The organism is Variovorax sp. E3, from assembly GCF_016082275.1.
In the GTDB taxonomy this organism is placed as follows: domain Bacteria; phylum Pseudomonadota; class Gammaproteobacteria; order Burkholderiales; family Burkholderiaceae_C; genus Variovorax.
In genome coordinates this window covers 14,602-28,914 of the sequence record NZ_MOWM01000095.1, presented here as the reverse complement: position 1 = coordinate 28,914, position 14,313 = coordinate 14,602, and the positions used below count along the sequence as shown (strand labels likewise).

Here is a 14,313-nt window from a genome sequence, read left to right as displayed (position 1 = left end):
TCGCGCTGTATCGCGGCGGCACGCTCGTCGCGGTGCTGGAAATTGCCGGCGCCCAGGTCCGCTGGACGCCGCAGCCCGGCGGCGCCGCGCTGGTGGGCACACCGCCGGCGCAAACGCTCGACGCGCTGCGCTCGCTGCTCACGCGCTGACCGGGGCGGCCAGCGCGCAACGCCCTCAGGCGTTCTTGAAATCCGGTGCGCGCTTGTTCAGGAAGGCGTCCATGCCTTCCTTCTGGTCGACCGTGGCGAACAGCGCGTGGAACAGCCGGCGCTCGAACATCACGCCATCGCTCAGGCCGCCTTCGAACGCGCGGTTGACCGACTCCTTGGCCGCCATCACCGAGATCTGCGAGTAGCCGCAGATGATCAGCGCCGCGCCCAGTGCCTCGTCGGCCAGCTTCTCGAACGGCACCACGCGGCTCACGAGGCCGGCGCGCTCGGCTTCGGCCGCGTCCATCATGCGGGCCGTGAGCACCATGTCCATGGCCTTGCTCTTGCCCACCGCGCGCGGCAGGCGCTGCGTGCCGCCGGCGCCGGGGATCACGCCGATCTTGATTTCGGGCTGGCCGAACTTGGCATTGTCGGCGCGATGATGAAGTCGCACATCATCGCCAGCTCGCAGCCGCCGCCCAGCGCGAAGCCGGCCACGGCGCCGATCACCGGCTTGCGGATCGAGCGGATGGTTTCCCAGTTGCGCGTGATGTAGTCGCCCTTGTACGTGTCGATGAAGCTGTACTTGGCCATGGCCGCGATATCGGCGCCGGCCGCGAAGGCGCGCTCGCTGCCCGTGAGGATGATGCAGCCGATGGCATCGTCCGCGTCGAAGGCCTTCAGGGCCTGGCCCAGCTCGGTCATCAGCGCGTCGTTCAGCGCATTGAGGGCCTTCGGGCGGTTGAGGGTGATGATGCCGACCTTGCCTGCTTCGGTCCGCACTTCGATGTTTTCGTAGCTCATGGTGTCTCCGGGGGAAGGGGAAAAAACGCGCTTCACTATACCCAGCATGGCCGGGGCGGGTGACAGGGCCGTGCAAGTTCCCATAGAGTGCCCGCCATGAGTTCCAACTACGCCTACCTGTTCGTCGCCATCGTGGCCGAAGTCATCGCCACCAGTTTCCTCAAGGGCTCGGACGGCTTCACCCGCCTGTGGCCCACGCTGGCCGCGGTGGCGGGCTACGTGGTGGCGTTCTTCTTCCTGTCGCTCACGCTGCGCACCATTCCCACGGGCATTGCCTATGCGATCTGGTCGGGCGTGGGCATCGTGCTGATCTCGCTGGTGAGCTGGCTGTGGTTCGGGCAGAAGCTCGACGGGCCGGCCATTGCCGGGCTCGGGCTGATCATCGCGGGCATGGTGGTGGTGAACGTGTTCTCGAAGTCGGTTTCGCACTGAACACGGCAGGGCTTTCAATTGAGAATTGCTCTCATCTAGAATGCCCGGCATGGAGTTGCCGATGCAAGAACATGCCGTGTTGCTGAGGGCCTATGCCCGCGTGCAGGAGCGCTGCTCGCGCCTGCTGGCCGAGCAGGCCGCGCTCGTCGAAAGGCTCGAGGCGCAGATCGTCCGCTTGCGCGGCGCCCTGGTGGCGCGCGATTCGGCCATTGCCATCGTGCGCGAAGAGCTGGCGGCACGCGCGGCCATGGGCGGGGCGTTGCCCAAGCGGCTGAATGCGCTGCTGTCGCCGGCAAGCCGGCGCCACCTGAAGCCGGCGCAGCCCGAGGTGCCCGCCGATCTGCGCGAGAAGGCCGTGCTGTGCGTCGGCCACGAAGAAGACGCGCCGTCGCTGGCGCGCCAACTGGTCGAGATCGCCGGCGGCCGCTATCTGCACCATGACGGCGGCGACCACGCCGACGACCCCGCGCTCGAAGCCAGCCTGCGCGCGGCCGACCTCGTGATCTGCCAGACCGGCTGCGTGAGCCACGGCGCTTACTGGCGGGTGCAGGACCATTGCCGCAGGACGGGCAAGCCCTGCGTGCTGGTGGGGGAGCCGCAGCCGATGCTGTTCGTGCGGCACCCCACCGCGACTGAAAGTGTGTAGCCGGCCCTAGCTGGCCAGCCAGCCCGTCACCTTGGCGGCGTCGTGCGCGAACAGGCGCCACGTCGTCGCACCGCTCGGCAGCACGAGCGGCAGCCTGATCAGCTTGCGGTCGCGCGCCACGATGGCCGTGCACTTCGTCGCATCGCCCAGGTACAGCGCCAGGTCGTCGAGCTTGGCGATGCGCCACGCCTGCGCCGGCCGCTGCTGGCCCTTCTTGCCGACGGCGGGCAGTTCGATGCCGATCCACTCGTCGTTCGCCGAGAAGCCGGCTTTCTCGGCCGCGCCGCCGCGCAGCACCACCTTCACCTGCACGCTGCCGCCGGTTTCGGCCACGCGCAGGCCCAGTGCCTGCGCCTGTTGCGACGGGTCTTCGAGCGTAGCGACGCCGTGCGCGCGCAGCAGTTGCGCGAGCGGCAGTTCCTCGGTCGAATGCACCCAGCGCGCGAGCTCCGCCGCATACGAGCGGCCGCTCACGGCTTCCAGCGCGGCGGCAATGTCAGCCTCGCTGATCGGCCCGCCGCCGCTGTGCGTCCACAGGTGGCGCATCACGTCGTCGAGCGTGCCCTTGCCTTCGTGGCGCAGCGTGAGGTCGAAGCACAGCGCCACCAGCGCGCCCTTGGTGTAGTAGCTCACCGTGCTGTTGGGCGTCTGCTCGTCCTGGCGGTAGTACTTGACCCAGGCGTCGAAGCTGGCGTCGGCCACCGGCTGCACCAGCCGGCCCGGCGTCTGCATGACCTGGTTGAGGGTCTTGTTCAGCAGGCGCAGGTAGGCCGCGTCGTCGATGCGGCCGGCGCGGCGCAGCAGCAGGTCGTCGTAGTAGCTGGTGAAGCCCTCGAAGAACCACAGCAGCTGCGTGTAGTTCTCCTGGCTGTAGTCGTAGCGCGCGAACTCGGCGGGCCGCATGCGCTTGACGTTCCAGGTGTGGAAGTACTCATGGCTGATGAGGCCCATGAGCGTGGTGTAGCCCTCGGGCTGCTTCTTCTTTTCTCCGCGCTGCGGCAGGTCGCGGCGGTTGCAGATCAGCGCCGTGGAGTGCCGGTGCTCGAGGCCGCCGTAGCCGTCGTCCACCGCGTTGAGCATGAACACGTAGCGGTCGATCGGCAGCTTCGGGCCACCGCGCTTGCCGACCTTGTCGCCGTGCCAGAAACGCATTTCGGCTTCGCAGATGGCCTTGGTGTCGGCAATGAGCCTGTCGCCGTCGAACGAGGCGGCGGCGCCCGCGACCACGAAGCGGTGCGGCACGCCGCAGGCGTCGAACTCGGCGCTCCAGAACGCACCCATTTCGACGGGGCTGTCGGCCAGCTCGTCGTAGTTGGCGGCCTGGTAGCTGCCGAAGCCGTGCCTGTCGGCCTTCAGCGGCACGAGCGCGGTGGCGCACGACCAGCGCGCGGCGTCGTCGGCCAGCGCGGGCGCGACGATATCCATGGCGTGCGGCGCGTCGGTCTGGCCTTCTACCCGCAGGCACACGCTGGTGCCGTTGAAGAAGCCGCGTTCGGCGTCGAGCCAGGCGGTGCGCACCGAGTTGTCGTACGCGCAGACCTGGTAGTGCAGCACCAGCGGCTGGCCGGGCGTGCATTCGACCTGCCAGCTGCACTTGTCGAGCTGCGTCAGCACCGGCTTGCGGCGGCCCTGCGTGGCGCGCAGGCCCTGCAGGTTCTTGGCGAATTCACGAACGAGGTAGCTGCCCGGAATCCACACCGGCAGCGACACGTGCTGCTGCGCGGCGGGTGCGTCGATGGTCAGCGTCACGCTGAACAGGTGGGCGTGCAGGTCCGCGCACTCGACGCGGTAACGCACGCCCGCGGCAGGCACGGCCACGGTGGCGCGCCGCGAAACAGCCTTCGTCGCCGCCATCAGCTGGACGAAGCGGCGAGTTGCTTCTCGACCTGCTCTGCGGGAATGGCGCCGGGCGTGCGCGTGCCGTCGCTGAAGATCAGCGTGGGCGTGCCGGTGATGTTGTACTTGCGGCCGAACTCGACGTTGCGCTGCAGCGCGGTCACGTCGCAGCTGGCGGGCGCGGCGGCCGGCTTGGCGCTCGATTCCATCCAGTCGCCCCAGGCCTTGCCCTTGTCCTTGCTGCACCAGATGTCCCGCGACTTGACGTTCGAATCGGGGCCCAGCACCGGGTACAGGAACAGGTACACGGTCACGTTGTCGACCGTCTTCATGTCTTTTTCGAAGCGCTTGCAGTAGCCGCAGTTCGGGTCTTCGAACACCGCGAGCTTGCGCTTGCCGTTGCCGCGCACGATCTTGATCGAGTCCTTCAGCGGCAGCTGGTCGAAGGCGACGGCGCTGAGCTTTTCCACGCGCTCTTCGGTCAGGTTCTTGCGCGACTTCACGTCGATCAGGTTGCCCTGGATCAGGTAGTTGCCCTGTTCGTCGGTATAGAAGATCTGCGAGCCGTTCACGCGCACTTCGTAGCGCCCGCGATCGGCGACTTCGAGACTTCGTCGATGGCGGGGAACTGCGGAATGCGCGACTGCAGGTTCTTGCGGATCTCGGCTTCGCCGGCTGTGGCGGCCACGACCGCGCCCAGCGTGCAGGCGGCGAGTAGGAGGTTGCGTGCGAGTGTCATCGGGAGATCCGTTGGTTCGATTCGGGAATTCGAGAAATGAGGGGCGGGTTGCAGGCCTTCAGGCCTTCAGTCCCATGGCCTGCGCCGTGATCCAGTGCTTGACGAGGCGCGTGCGGTCGAAACCGCGCATGCCCCAATTGCGCAGGGCAGGGAGTGGACCCAGGTTGTGCGAGAAAAGTTGCTGCAGCCCGTCGGTCGCCAGGCTCATCTGCAGCACGTCGGCGCGGCGGGCGCGCTCGTAGCGGCGCAGCAGGCGTGCGTCGCCCACGCTGCGCCAGTAGTCGCGGTTCTTGATCACCTCGGCCAGCGCGGCCGCATCGGCCAGGCCCAGGTTCAGGCCCTGGCGGCGAGCGGGTGCACTGTGTGGGCGGCATCGCCCGCCAGCGCCCAGGAGCGCGTCGGCTGGCCGGGCATGGCGCCGGTCCAGCGGTCGGCGATGGCGCGGGCCAGCGGCCAGGCGCCGCGTTCGCTCGTGAGTTTGAGGGCGCCGAGCGCACCGTGGCTGGCCTCGGTGATGGCGGCGTTGAATTCTTCGTCGCCCTGCGCGAGCAGGGCGGGCGCGCGCAGCTGGTCGACCGACCACACCAGCGCGACCGTCTTGCCGTGCGTGCCGCCCAGCGGCAGCAGCGCGAGCACTTCGCCCTTGTCGTTGAACCATTGGCGCGCGATGCCGTCGTGCGACTGCTCGGCATCGAGCCGGGCGGCCACCGCGTGCTGCGGGTAGCGCGTGACTTCGTAGCTCACGCCGAGCGCCTCGCGCGTGGTGCTGGCCTTGCCTTCGCACACCACGGTGAGCGGGGCGGCCACGGGCTCGGCCACGACTTCGATCAGGGGCTGGAAGCGCACCGCGTCGGCGAGCTGCTGTTCGAGCGCGGGCACGTCGACGATCCAGGCCAGCGCATCGACCTTCTGGCGCGCGGCGCTGAACTGCACCCGGCCGCCTTCGTCACCGTGCACGAGCATTTCCCGCACCGGCGTGGCGTGGGCGGCGTCGGGCCAGGCGCGCAGCGATTCGAGCAGCGTGCGCGAGGCGGTGTTCAGCGCGTAGGCGCGGATGTCTTCCTTGCCCTGCGTGGCCGGCGGCGCCACCAGCGCGACGCGCACACGCTCGCGCGCGAGCAGCAGGGCCAGCGTGCGGCCGACGATGCCGGCGCCGCGAATGCAAACTTCTGGGGGGAGGGCCATGAAACAATTGTAGGAGTTGCCCGCCCACCCGCGTCCGGCGCCTTGCCCCCCGGGGCACGAAGGTCTTCCGGGCGCCGCGATACGGGACAATTGCCGCCGCCATTGCCGCCGATTCCCAAGGAAACCCCACCGTGTCCCAGCCCGCATTCGACATCGAAGCCACCATCGCGCGCCTGTTCATCTACCCGGTCAAGTCCTGTGCCGGCGTCGAGCTCCCCGAAATGCTGCTGACCGAGACGGGGCTGGAGTTCGATCGCGCCTGGATGGTGGTCGACGCGCAGGGCGAATTCGTCACCCAGCGGCAGCTGCCGCGCATGGCGCTGATCAAGCCGCAGATGAAGCACATGGAAGTCGTGCTGCGCGCCCCCGGCATGCTGGCGCTGCACCTGGCCTTCGACCGCGTCGAGAAGCCGGTGCGGGTGCGCGTGTGGAAGGACGAAGTGGCCGCCTACGACATGGGCGACATCGCCGCCCAGTGGTTCAGCGACTTTCTGTCGGAGCCCGGCAAGCCGCAGACCTTGCGGCTGGTGCGCTTCGACCCCGAGCAGAAGCGCCTGTCGAGCCTGAAGTGGACCGACGGCATCGAGGCCGAGAACCAGTTCGCCGACGGCTATCCCGTGCTGGTGGCCAGCGAGGGTTCGCTGGCAGAGTTGAACGAGCGGCTGGCGGCGGGAGGCCACGACGCCGTCGGCATCGAGCGCTTTCGCCCGAACGTCGTGCTGGCCGGCATGGAGTCGCACGACGAAGACCGCGTGGAAGCGCTGCACATCACGACCGGCGAAGGCGGGGCCGAGCTGCGCCCCGTCAAGCCCTGCACGCGCTGCCCGATTCCGGACATCGACCCGGCCACCGCGCTCAGCAGCCCCGAGGTCGGCGACACGCTGCGCACCTACCGCGCCGATGCGCGCGTGGACGGCGGCATCACCTTCGGCATGAACTGCATCGTGATCCAGGGCGTGGAGCACATCCTCAAGGTCGGCCAGCCCGTGGGGGCGAACTACAGGTTCGAGTGACTGCCGGCGCCCGGCAGGCGCGTCAGAACGCCACGCCGGCGATCAGGATGATGTTGGCGTAGGGCGTGCATTCGCCCGTGCGCACGATGGCGCGGGCCTTGGCGCTGCGGCGCTTGAATTCTTCGTGCGACACCGTCTGCGGCGCGATGCCCAGCGACTGCGGGTACCAGCCCGGCAGCTTCTTCGCGTCGCCGACGGCCTCGTCGGCCACCACGATGCCCTCGACCTGCATTTCGGACAGCACGGCCTGCAGCACGTCGGTGAGCTGCGGCACGCCGCGCGCCACGGCCAGGTCGATGCGGCGCGGGCCGTCGGGAATCGGCAGGCCGGCGTCGCCGAGCACGAGCATGTCGCCGTGGCCCAGCGTGGCGATCAGGTGGGACAGTTCGGCGTGCAGCAAAGGGGTGCGTTTCACAGCGTGATCCAGTCGGGTGGCAGGGGGCTGCGCAGCACGGCGTCGCGCTGCGGAATGGAGGGTTGGGCGCCGGCTTGCTGGATGCACAGCGCCGCGGCGCGGATGCCCAGGCGCACGGCCTCGTCGAAGGACTGGCCTTCGCCCAGCGCGACCGCGAGCGCGCCCAGGAAGGTGTCGCCGGCAGCCGTGGTGTCGACCGCCTGCACCTTCGGCGCGGGGTGGTGGCGCGCGCCGTCGGCATCGACCGCCACCGCGCCGCGCGAGCCGAGCGTGACGACCACGCGCGCAATGCCCTTGGCACGCAGCGCCTGGCCGGCCGCGGCGGCTTCTTGCGGGCTGTCGGCGGACTGGCCGCACAGCGTCTGCGCCTCGATCTCGTTGACGACCAGCGTGTCGATCCGGGGCCACAGCGGCTCGGCGATGGCCTGCACCGGCGACGGGTTCAGCAGCACCTTGCAGCCCGCGCCGTGCGCCACGGCAATGGCGCGCGCGACCTGGTCCATCGGCGTCTCGAATTGCGTGACGAGGAAGGCGGCGCCCTGCAGCTGCTGCTTCAGCGCGGCCTCGTCGATCTCGACCTTGGCGTTGGCGCCGGGAATCATCACGATGCGGTTCTGGCCGCTGTCCTCGACGAGGATCAGCGCGGTGCCGGTCGGCTCGCCGGCCACGGTGCGCAGCGCGGCCGTGTCGATGCCGTCGCGCCCGAGTGCATCGCGCAGCGCGGTGCCGTGGGCGTCGTTGCCGACGCAGCCGATCATTTGAACCTGCCCGCCTTCGCGCGCGCAGCTCACGGCCTGGTTCGCGCCTTTGCCGCCAGGGATGTTGGCGATGGAATGGCCCAGCAGGGTTTCACCCGCGGCGGGGGCGTGCGGCACGCGCAGCACCAGGTCCATGTTGAGGCTGCCGAGCACCACGATGCGTGGCGCCGGCGCGTTGCTGCTGCTGGAAGAAGAGGGCTGGATGCTCACGGGGTGCGGGACTTTCGGGTTTCCGTTGACGGTGTTTCGTTGGCGATGGGCGATGTAGGCAAAGCGGGCACGGTGGCCTCGCGGAAGCTGGCGTGGCGCGCGGTCGAGGCGCGCACCCGCAGCTCGGGCTGCAAAACGACCTTGCGTGCCTCGCGCCGCTTGCCGCCCACCTGCTCGAGCAGCATGTCGACCGCCATCGCGCCGATGCGCTCCTTGGGCTGCGCCACGGTGGTGAGCGGGGGGCTCGTGTAGGCCGAGAGTTCGATGTCGTCGAAGCCGACGATCGACAGGTCGTCGGGCACGCGCACGCCGCTTTCATGCGCGGCGCGCAGCGCGCCGATTGCCATCAGGTCGTTGCAGACGAACACGGCCGACGGCTTCTGCTCGGTGCGCAGAATGGCGTGCATGGCCTCGTAGCCGCCCTGGCTCGTGAAGCCGCCGCGCCACAGCAATGCGCTGCCGTTGGCAATGTCGGGCGTGGCGCCGGTTTCGGCCAGCGCCATGCGCCAGCCCTCGATGCGTTGCTCGCTCGGCATCACGCCGGGCTGCCCGCCGATGCAGGCAATGCGCTTGTGGCCCAGCGACAGCAGGTGGCGCACCGCGAGCAGGCCGCCCTGCATGTGCGCGGTTTCCACCAGGTCGCAGGTCGGGTCGGCGATCTCGCGGTCGACCAGCACCGTGGGCACGCGCAGGCCGTGCAGCTGCTTGACCAGCGCGTCGTCGTCGCCGGTGCCGGTCAGCACCACGATCAGCCCGTCGATGCGGCGCTCGGCCAGCACCTGCAGGTACACGGTCTGGCGGTGCGGCTCGTCGTCGGTGTTGCACAGCACCAGCGTGTAGCCGGCGCCGAAGCAGCGGTCTTCCACGACGCGCACGATCTCGGCGAAGTACGGGTTCGAGCTGTTGGGAATCAGCATGCCCAGCGTCGAGGTGGTGTTGCTCTTCAGGCTTCGCGCCATCGCGTTGGGCACGTAGCCCAGCTCGCGAATGGCCAGCTCCACGCGCTCGCGCACCTTGGCGCTCACGTGGCGCGTGTCGTTGACCACGTGCGACACGGTGGTGACGGAGACTCCCGCTTTCAGCGCGACGTCCTTGATGGTGGCCATTTCTTGTGTTCCTGGTGAGGCGGTATGCGGTCGTCAGGCCAGGCGGCGGTCGGCCCGGCGCTGGCGCAGGGTGTCGATGATGACCGCCACCACGATCACCGCGCCGGTGATGATGCGTTTGCTCGGCTCGCTCGCGCCCACCTGCGCCAGCCCGGCCTCGAGCACCGCGATGATCAGCACGCCGAAGAAGGTGTTGATGACCGAGCCGCGCCCGCCCATGAGGCTGGTGCCGCCGATGACCACGGCTGCGATCACCTGCAGCTCGATGCCGACGCCGGCATTCGGGTCGGCCGCTTCGAGCCGCGCCGACTGCATCAGCCCCGCAAGGCCGGCCAGCAGGCCGGTGACGGCGAACACGATGATGCGGATGGGGCGCGGGTCGACGCCCGCCAGGCGCATGGCTTCCTCGTTGGTGCCGATGCCCACCACGTGGCGGCCGAACACCGTTCGCGTGAGCACCATCTGCCCGATGACCACCAGCACCACCGCCAGCACGAAGGCCGCCGAGATGCCGCCGATCCACGGCGCCGCAAGGCCCGAGATGGCGTCGCCCACGTACTGCGTGCGCGAATCGGTGACGAGGTACGCACCGCCGCGCACCGCCTCGAGCATGCCCAGCGAGACGATGAAGCTCGGCAGCCGCCAGGCCACCGACACCGCGCCGGTGACGGTGCCGCAGACCAGCCCCGTGGCCAGCCCCAGCATCGCGGCCAGCGGTACCGACAGCTTCCATTCGAGGATGGCAGCCGCCGTGACGGCCGCGCTGAGCGCCAGCACCGAGCCGACCGACAGGTCGATGCCCGCGATGATCAGCACGAAGGTCATGCCGACGGCCATCACGGCCAGCGCGGGGATTTCGTTGGCGATCGAGATGAAGGTCTCGCGCGTCAGGAAGTATTCGCTGAGCGAACCGAACAGCGCGATCATGCCCACGAGCACGACCGTGAGGCCCAGGTAGGTGCCGAGCTGGCCCTTGAGCGCGGACGGCGAAGCGGTGGGGGTCGGAGTGGCGGCAGCGTTCATGGTGTGTCGGCGGTGACCGGGGTCGAATCGGGGGCGGCGATGGAGGCCACGGCCGCGGGGGCCGTGGAGGGAACTGTGGTGGCGGCGCGTCCGGTGGCGTCGCTGAAGGCGGCGGCCAGCAGCGATTGCTCGGTCCATTCGCCGCGCTCGAACACCGCGACCAGCCGCCCGGCGCTCATCACGCCGATGCGGTCGCACATGGCCATCAGTTCGCGCAGGTCGCTCGACACCATCAGGAGCGCCTTGCCGGCGTCGGTCATGCGGTCGAGCTCGGCGTACAGGTCGGCGCGCGCGCCCACGTCCACGCCGCGCGTGGGCTCGTCGAGCAGCAGCACCTTGCATTCACGGTGCAGCCAGCGCGCGAACACCACTTTCTGCTGGTTGCCGCCGCTCAGCGTGGACACCGGTTGTTCGATGCTGCGCGAGCGGATGCGCAGCAGCTCCACCAGCTTCTGCGCAATGCCGCGCTCCTTGGCGCGCTGCAGCCAGCCGGCGTGAGAAATGGCGCCGAGGTCGCTCAGCGTGGCGTTGACGCGGATCGATTGCGTCAGCAACAGGCCCTGCGACTTGCGGTCTTCGGTCACGAGGCCGATGCCGGCGCGAATGGCCTGCATCGGCGAACGCCAGCCCTTGCGCGCATGCACCGTGGGCTGGCCGTTTTCATGGAGGGTGATGTCGCCGCGGTCCGCGCGGTCGGCACCGAACAGCAGCCGCACCAGCTCGGTCCGGCCCGAGCCGACCAGGCCGGCCAGGCCCATGACTTCGCCCGCGCGCAGGTCGATGTCGACGTCGCGCACGACCTGCGCCCGGCCGATGCCGCGCGCGCTCAGCAGCACGGGGCCGGCAACGCGGCGGGCGCGGCCTTCGTGCTCGTGCACTTCACGGCCGACCATGCGCTGCACGAGTTCGGATTCGCGCACGCCGGCCATGGGGCGCACGTCGACCAGCCGGCCGTCGCGCAGCACGGCCACGCGGTCGGCGATGCGCTGCAATTCTTCAAGGCGGTGCGACACGTAGACGATGGCCACGCCGCGCGCCTTCAGCAGGTCGATCTGCTCGAACAGGTGCGAGGTTTCGCGCGGCGTGAGCATGGCGGTGGGCTCGTCGAGCACCAGCACGCGCGTGTCGTCCTGCAGGTTGCGCGCGATCTCGACCATCTGCTGCTGGCCGATGCCCAGCCGCGCCACGGGCGTGGCCGGGTCGATGTTCTGCATGCCGATCTTCGCGAGCTGGCGCGCGGCCAGCTCGTGCAGCCTGGCCTTGCGGATCCAGCCGGTCTTGTTGGGCAGGCGGTCGAGCAGCAGGTTCTCGGCCACCGAAAGCGTGGTGACGAGGCCCAGCTCCTGCATGACCATGCGCACGCCCAGCCGCTCGGCGTCGCGGCGCGAGCCGGGCGCAAAGGGCTGGCCACCCAGCAGCATCTGGCCGCGCGTGGGCTGCACCAGGCCGCAGACCATTTTCGACAGCGTGCTCTTGCCGGCGCCGTTCTCGCCCGTGAGGGCCAGCACCTCGCCGGCGTTGAGCACGAGCGAGACGTCGTCCAGCACCGGCGCCGCATAGTCCTTGCCCATGCCGCTCAGGGAGAGCACGGGGGCACTGCGATTGTTATCAGCCATCGATCGGCAACCTCATTCCAGAAACACCACGGAACCGGCTTTTCCGGGCCGTGGGTGCTGCCCCCGGGCGGGGGAGGGCGAAGCGACACGAAGTGCGCAAAGCCTGGGGGCGAGCAACATTTATTTGGACGACTTGGTGACCAGCACCACGTCGGTCTTCACTTCGGCGGGCATGTCCGCCTGCTTCTTCTTGTCGGCGATGGCCTTCAGCGCGGTCTCGATGCCGAACACCGCCTGCTTGGCGGCGAACTGGTCGGCCGTGGCCAGCACGCGGCCGTCGGCCAGCATCGGCTTGATGGCGCCGATGTTGTCGTAGCCCACCACCAGCACCTTGCCGGTCTTGCCCGCGGCCTTGACGGCGGCCACTGCACCCAGTGCCATGCTGTCGTTGCCGGCCAGCAGGGCCTTCAGGTCGGGGTGCTCGCGCAGCATGCCGGCGGCCACCGTGTTGCCCTTGTCGATTTCCCACTGGCCGGACTGCACGCCCACCACCGTGATGCCGGCGGCCTTCATGGCGTCCTGGTAGCCCAGGGTGCGCTGCTGCGCATTGAAGGTGGTCGACACGCCTTCGATGATGCCGACCTTGTCGCCCGACTTCAGGTCCTTGGCCAGCGCGTCGCCCACCAGCTTGGCGCCGGCGCGGTTGTCGGGGCCGACGAAGGGCACCTGGATGCCCTTTTCCTTGAGCGCGGCGGCGTCGAGCTGGTTGTCGATGTTGACCACCAGGATGCCCTTGTCGATGGCGGCCTTGATGACCGGCACCAGCGCCTTCGAATCGGCCGGCGCGATGACCAGCGCATTGATCTTCTGCGCCATCATCTGCTCGACCATCTTGATCTGTGCGGACGTGTCGGTCTCGTCCTTGATGCCGTTGGCAACCAGCGTGTACTGCGAGGCGTTGGCCTTCTGGTGCGCCTTGGCACCGTCTTCCATGGTGCGGAAGAACTCGTTGGCCAGCGACTTCATGACCAGCGCGACCTTCGGCTTGTCCTGGGCGAAGGCGGGCGTGGCGGCGATGGCGCCCAGCAGCGTCAGGGCGGCAGCGCTTTGCAGGGTACGGCGGGTGAACTTCATGGTGAATGTCTCCTGAGGTGGTTGATCAGAGCGGTACGCCGGTCTGTGCCGGGTGTCCGATATTAGCTGAGGCAAACGTTTGCGCAAACGTTTGCCAGTCGGGACTAACCCTGAGTTTCAGGGCCGGCCGATGCGGGCCCGAAGACCTGCCGGAAGGGCGCGCGGCCATGGTCGCCTAAAATCGGCGGTTACCCAAGAGGACCCCCAATGAGTTTGCAATGCGGCATCGTCGGCCTGCCCAACGTCGGTAAATCCACCCTTTTCAATGCGTTGACCAAGGCCGGCATCGCGGCGGAAAACTATCCCTTCTGCACCATCGAGCCCAATGTGGGCGTGGTGGAAGTGCCCGATCCGCGGCTCGCGCAACTGAGCGAGATCGTCAAGCCCGAGCGCATCGTGCCCGCCATCGTCGAGTTCGTCGACATCGCCGGCCTGGTGGCCGGTGCCAGCACCGGTGAAGGCCTGGGCAACAAGTTCCTGGCGCACATCCGCGAGACCGACGCCACCGTCAACGTGGTGCGCTGCTTCGACGACGAGAACGTGATCCACGTGGCCGGCAAGGTCGACCCGATCTCCGACATCGAAGTGATCCAGACCGAACTCTGCCTGGCCGACCTGGCCACGGTCGAGAAGGCGCTGCACCGCCACACCAAGGTCGCCCGCTCGGGCGACAAGGACGCGCAGAAGCTGGTCGGCCTGCTCGAGCGCTGCCAGGCCGCGCTGAACGAGAACACGCCGGTGCGCGCGCTCGAGTTCACGAAGGAAGAGCAGCCGCTGGTGAAGAGCTTCACGCTCATCACCGCCAAGCCCGCGATGTTCGTGGGCAACGTGGCCGAAGACGGCTTCGAGAACAACCCCTACCTCGACCGCCTGCGCGAATACGCCGCCAAGCAGGGCGCGCCCGTGGTCGCCATCTGCGCCAAGATCGAAGCCGACCTGGCCGAGATGGACGACGAAGACAAGAAGATGTTCCTCGCCGAGATCGGCCAGGAAGAGCCGGGCCTGAACCGCCTGATCCGCGCGGCCTTCAAGCTGCTGGGCCTGCAGACGTACTTCACCGCCGGCGTGAAGGAAGTGCGCGCCTGGACCATCCACATCGGCGACACCGGCCCGCAAGCGGCCGGCGTGATCCACGGCGACTTCGAGAAGGGCTACATCCGCGCCCAGACCATCGCGTTCGAGGACTACATCGCCTACAAGGGCGAGCAGGGCGCGAAGGACGCGGGGAAGATGCGTTCGGAAGGCAAGGAATACGTCGTGAAGGATGGCGACGTGATGAACTTCCTGTTCAGTTCCTGAGCCCCGCG

General features: G+C 68.8%; 11 protein-coding genes and 3 pseudogenes. 4 read left to right on the top strand and 10 right to left on the bottom strand.

Features of this window, described 5'->3' with window-relative positions:
• Window positions 1-174: 174 nt before the first annotated feature.
• Window positions 175-953 (bottom strand): annotated as a pseudogene (locus BMG07_RS26565) (enoyl-CoA hydratase).
• Between the two features lie 96 nt (window positions 954-1,049).
• Here BMG07_RS26565 and BMG07_RS26560 point away from each other — a divergent pair.
• Window positions 1,050-1,385 carry an SMR family transporter gene (locus tag BMG07_RS26560; protein ID WP_198087053.1) on the top strand — a complete coding sequence of 112 codons (336 nt, stop codon included), beginning with the start codon at window positions 1,050-1,052 and terminating at the stop codon, window positions 1,383-1,385.
• Between the two features lie 61 nt (window positions 1,386-1,446).
• Window positions 1,447-2,031, top strand: coding sequence for a DUF2325 domain-containing protein (locus BMG07_RS26555; protein WP_198087052.1), 585 nt, complete (start codon window positions 1,447-1,449; stop codon window positions 2,029-2,031).
• 6 nt (window positions 2,032-2,037) lie between these two features.
• Here BMG07_RS26555 and BMG07_RS26550 read toward each other — a convergent pair whose 3' ends face one another.
• The 3 genes and pseudogenes from BMG07_RS26550 to BMG07_RS26540 all read right to left on the bottom strand — a co-directional run bounded on the left by BMG07_RS26550 (window position 2,038) and on the right by BMG07_RS26540 (window position 5,791).
• The gene (locus tag BMG07_RS26550; RefSeq protein WP_198087051.1) at window positions 2,038-3,885 is read right to left on the bottom strand and encodes a M61 family metallopeptidase; all 1,848 of its coding nucleotides are present in this window, start codon (window positions 3,883-3,885) and stop codon (window positions 2,038-2,040) included.
• Window positions 3,885-4,606: pseudogene (locus BMG07_RS26545) on the bottom strand (DsbC family protein). The gene BMG07_RS26550 and the pseudogene BMG07_RS26545 overlap by 1 nt, the downstream one beginning before the upstream one ends.
• Window positions 4,607-4,664: 58 nt before the next feature.
• Window positions 4,665-5,791: pseudogene (locus BMG07_RS26540) on the bottom strand (FAD-dependent monooxygenase).
• 131 nt (window positions 5,792-5,922) lie between these two features.
• On the opposite strand from BMG07_RS26540, the gene BMG07_RS26535 reads away from it, so the two are divergent.
• Window positions 5,923-6,804, top strand: coding sequence for an MOSC domain-containing protein (locus BMG07_RS26535; protein WP_198087050.1), 882 nt, complete (start codon window positions 5,923-5,925; stop codon window positions 6,802-6,804).
• A 22-nt stretch (window positions 6,805-6,826) separates the two neighbouring features.
• Here the strand turns inward: BMG07_RS26535 and rbsD are convergent, their stop codons facing one another.
• The 6 genes from rbsD to BMG07_RS26505 all read right to left on the bottom strand — a co-directional run bounded on the left by rbsD (window position 6,827) and on the right by BMG07_RS26505 (window position 13,006).
• Window positions 6,827-7,219 carry a D-ribose pyranase gene (gene rbsD / locus BMG07_RS26530; RefSeq protein ID WP_198087049.1) on the bottom strand — a complete coding sequence of 131 codons (393 nt, stop codon included), beginning with the start codon at window positions 7,217-7,219 and terminating at the stop codon, window positions 6,827-6,829.
• Window positions 7,216-8,187, bottom strand: coding sequence for a ribokinase (rbsK, locus tag BMG07_RS26525; RefSeq protein ID WP_198087048.1), 972 nt, complete (start codon window positions 8,185-8,187; stop codon window positions 7,216-7,218). Before rbsK ends, rbsD begins: the two co-directional genes overlap by 4 nt.
• Window positions 8,184-9,293, bottom strand: coding sequence for a LacI family DNA-binding transcriptional regulator (locus BMG07_RS26520; protein WP_198087047.1), 1,110 nt, complete (start codon window positions 9,291-9,293; stop codon window positions 8,184-8,186). The genes rbsK and BMG07_RS26520 overlap by 4 nt, the downstream gene beginning before the upstream one ends.
• A gap of 33 nt (window positions 9,294-9,326) precedes the next feature.
• Window positions 9,327-10,316, bottom strand: coding sequence for an ABC transporter permease (locus BMG07_RS26515; protein WP_198087046.1), 990 nt, complete (start codon window positions 10,314-10,316; stop codon window positions 9,327-9,329).
• Window positions 10,313-11,932, bottom strand: coding sequence for a sugar ABC transporter ATP-binding protein (locus BMG07_RS26510; protein ID WP_198087045.1), 1,620 nt, complete (start codon window positions 11,930-11,932; stop codon window positions 10,313-10,315). The genes BMG07_RS26515 and BMG07_RS26510 overlap by 4 nt, the downstream gene beginning before the upstream one ends.
• Before the next feature lie 120 nt (window positions 11,933-12,052).
• Window positions 12,053-13,006 (bottom strand): sugar ABC transporter substrate-binding protein, encoded by a 954-nt coding sequence (locus BMG07_RS26505; RefSeq protein WP_198087044.1) that lies wholly within the window; start codon window positions 13,004-13,006, stop codon window positions 12,053-12,055.
• A 207-nt stretch (window positions 13,007-13,213) separates the two neighbouring features.
• Here BMG07_RS26505 and ychF point away from each other — a divergent pair, with 207 nt between their 5' ends.
• Window positions 13,214-14,305, top strand: coding sequence for a redox-regulated ATPase YchF (gene ychF / locus BMG07_RS26500; protein WP_198087043.1), 1,092 nt, complete (start codon window positions 13,214-13,216; stop codon window positions 14,303-14,305).
• The last annotated feature ends 8 nt before the right edge of the window (window positions 14,306-14,313 follow it).

Coding starts and splice junctions, on each gene's coding strand:
- BMG07_RS26515 (WP_198087046.1), bottom strand. CDS start 10,316: ATGAACGCTGCCGCCACTCCGACCCCCACCGCTTCGCCGTCCGCGCTC.
- BMG07_RS26560 (WP_198087053.1), top strand. CDS start 1,050: ATGAGTTCCAACTACGCCTACCTGTTCGTCGCCATCGTGGCCGAAGTC.
- BMG07_RS26510 (WP_198087045.1), bottom strand. CDS start 11,932: ATGGCTGATAACAATCGCAGTGCCCCCGTGCTCTCCCTGAGCGGCATG.
- BMG07_RS26520 (WP_198087047.1), bottom strand. CDS start 9,293: ATGGCCACCATCAAGGACGTCGCGCTGAAAGCGGGAGTCTCCGTCACC.
- ychF (WP_198087043.1), top strand. CDS start 13,214: ATGAGTTTGCAATGCGGCATCGTCGGCCTGCCCAACGTCGGTAAATCC.
- BMG07_RS26505 (WP_198087044.1), bottom strand. CDS start 13,006: ATGAAGTTCACCCGCCGTACCCTGCAAAGCGCTGCCGCCCTGACGCTG.
- BMG07_RS26555 (WP_198087052.1), top strand. CDS start 1,447: ATGCAAGAACATGCCGTGTTGCTGAGGGCCTATGCCCGCGTGCAGGAG.
- BMG07_RS26550 (WP_198087051.1), bottom strand. CDS start 3,885: ATGGCGGCGACGAAGGCTGTTTCGCGGCGCGCCACCGTGGCCGTGCCT.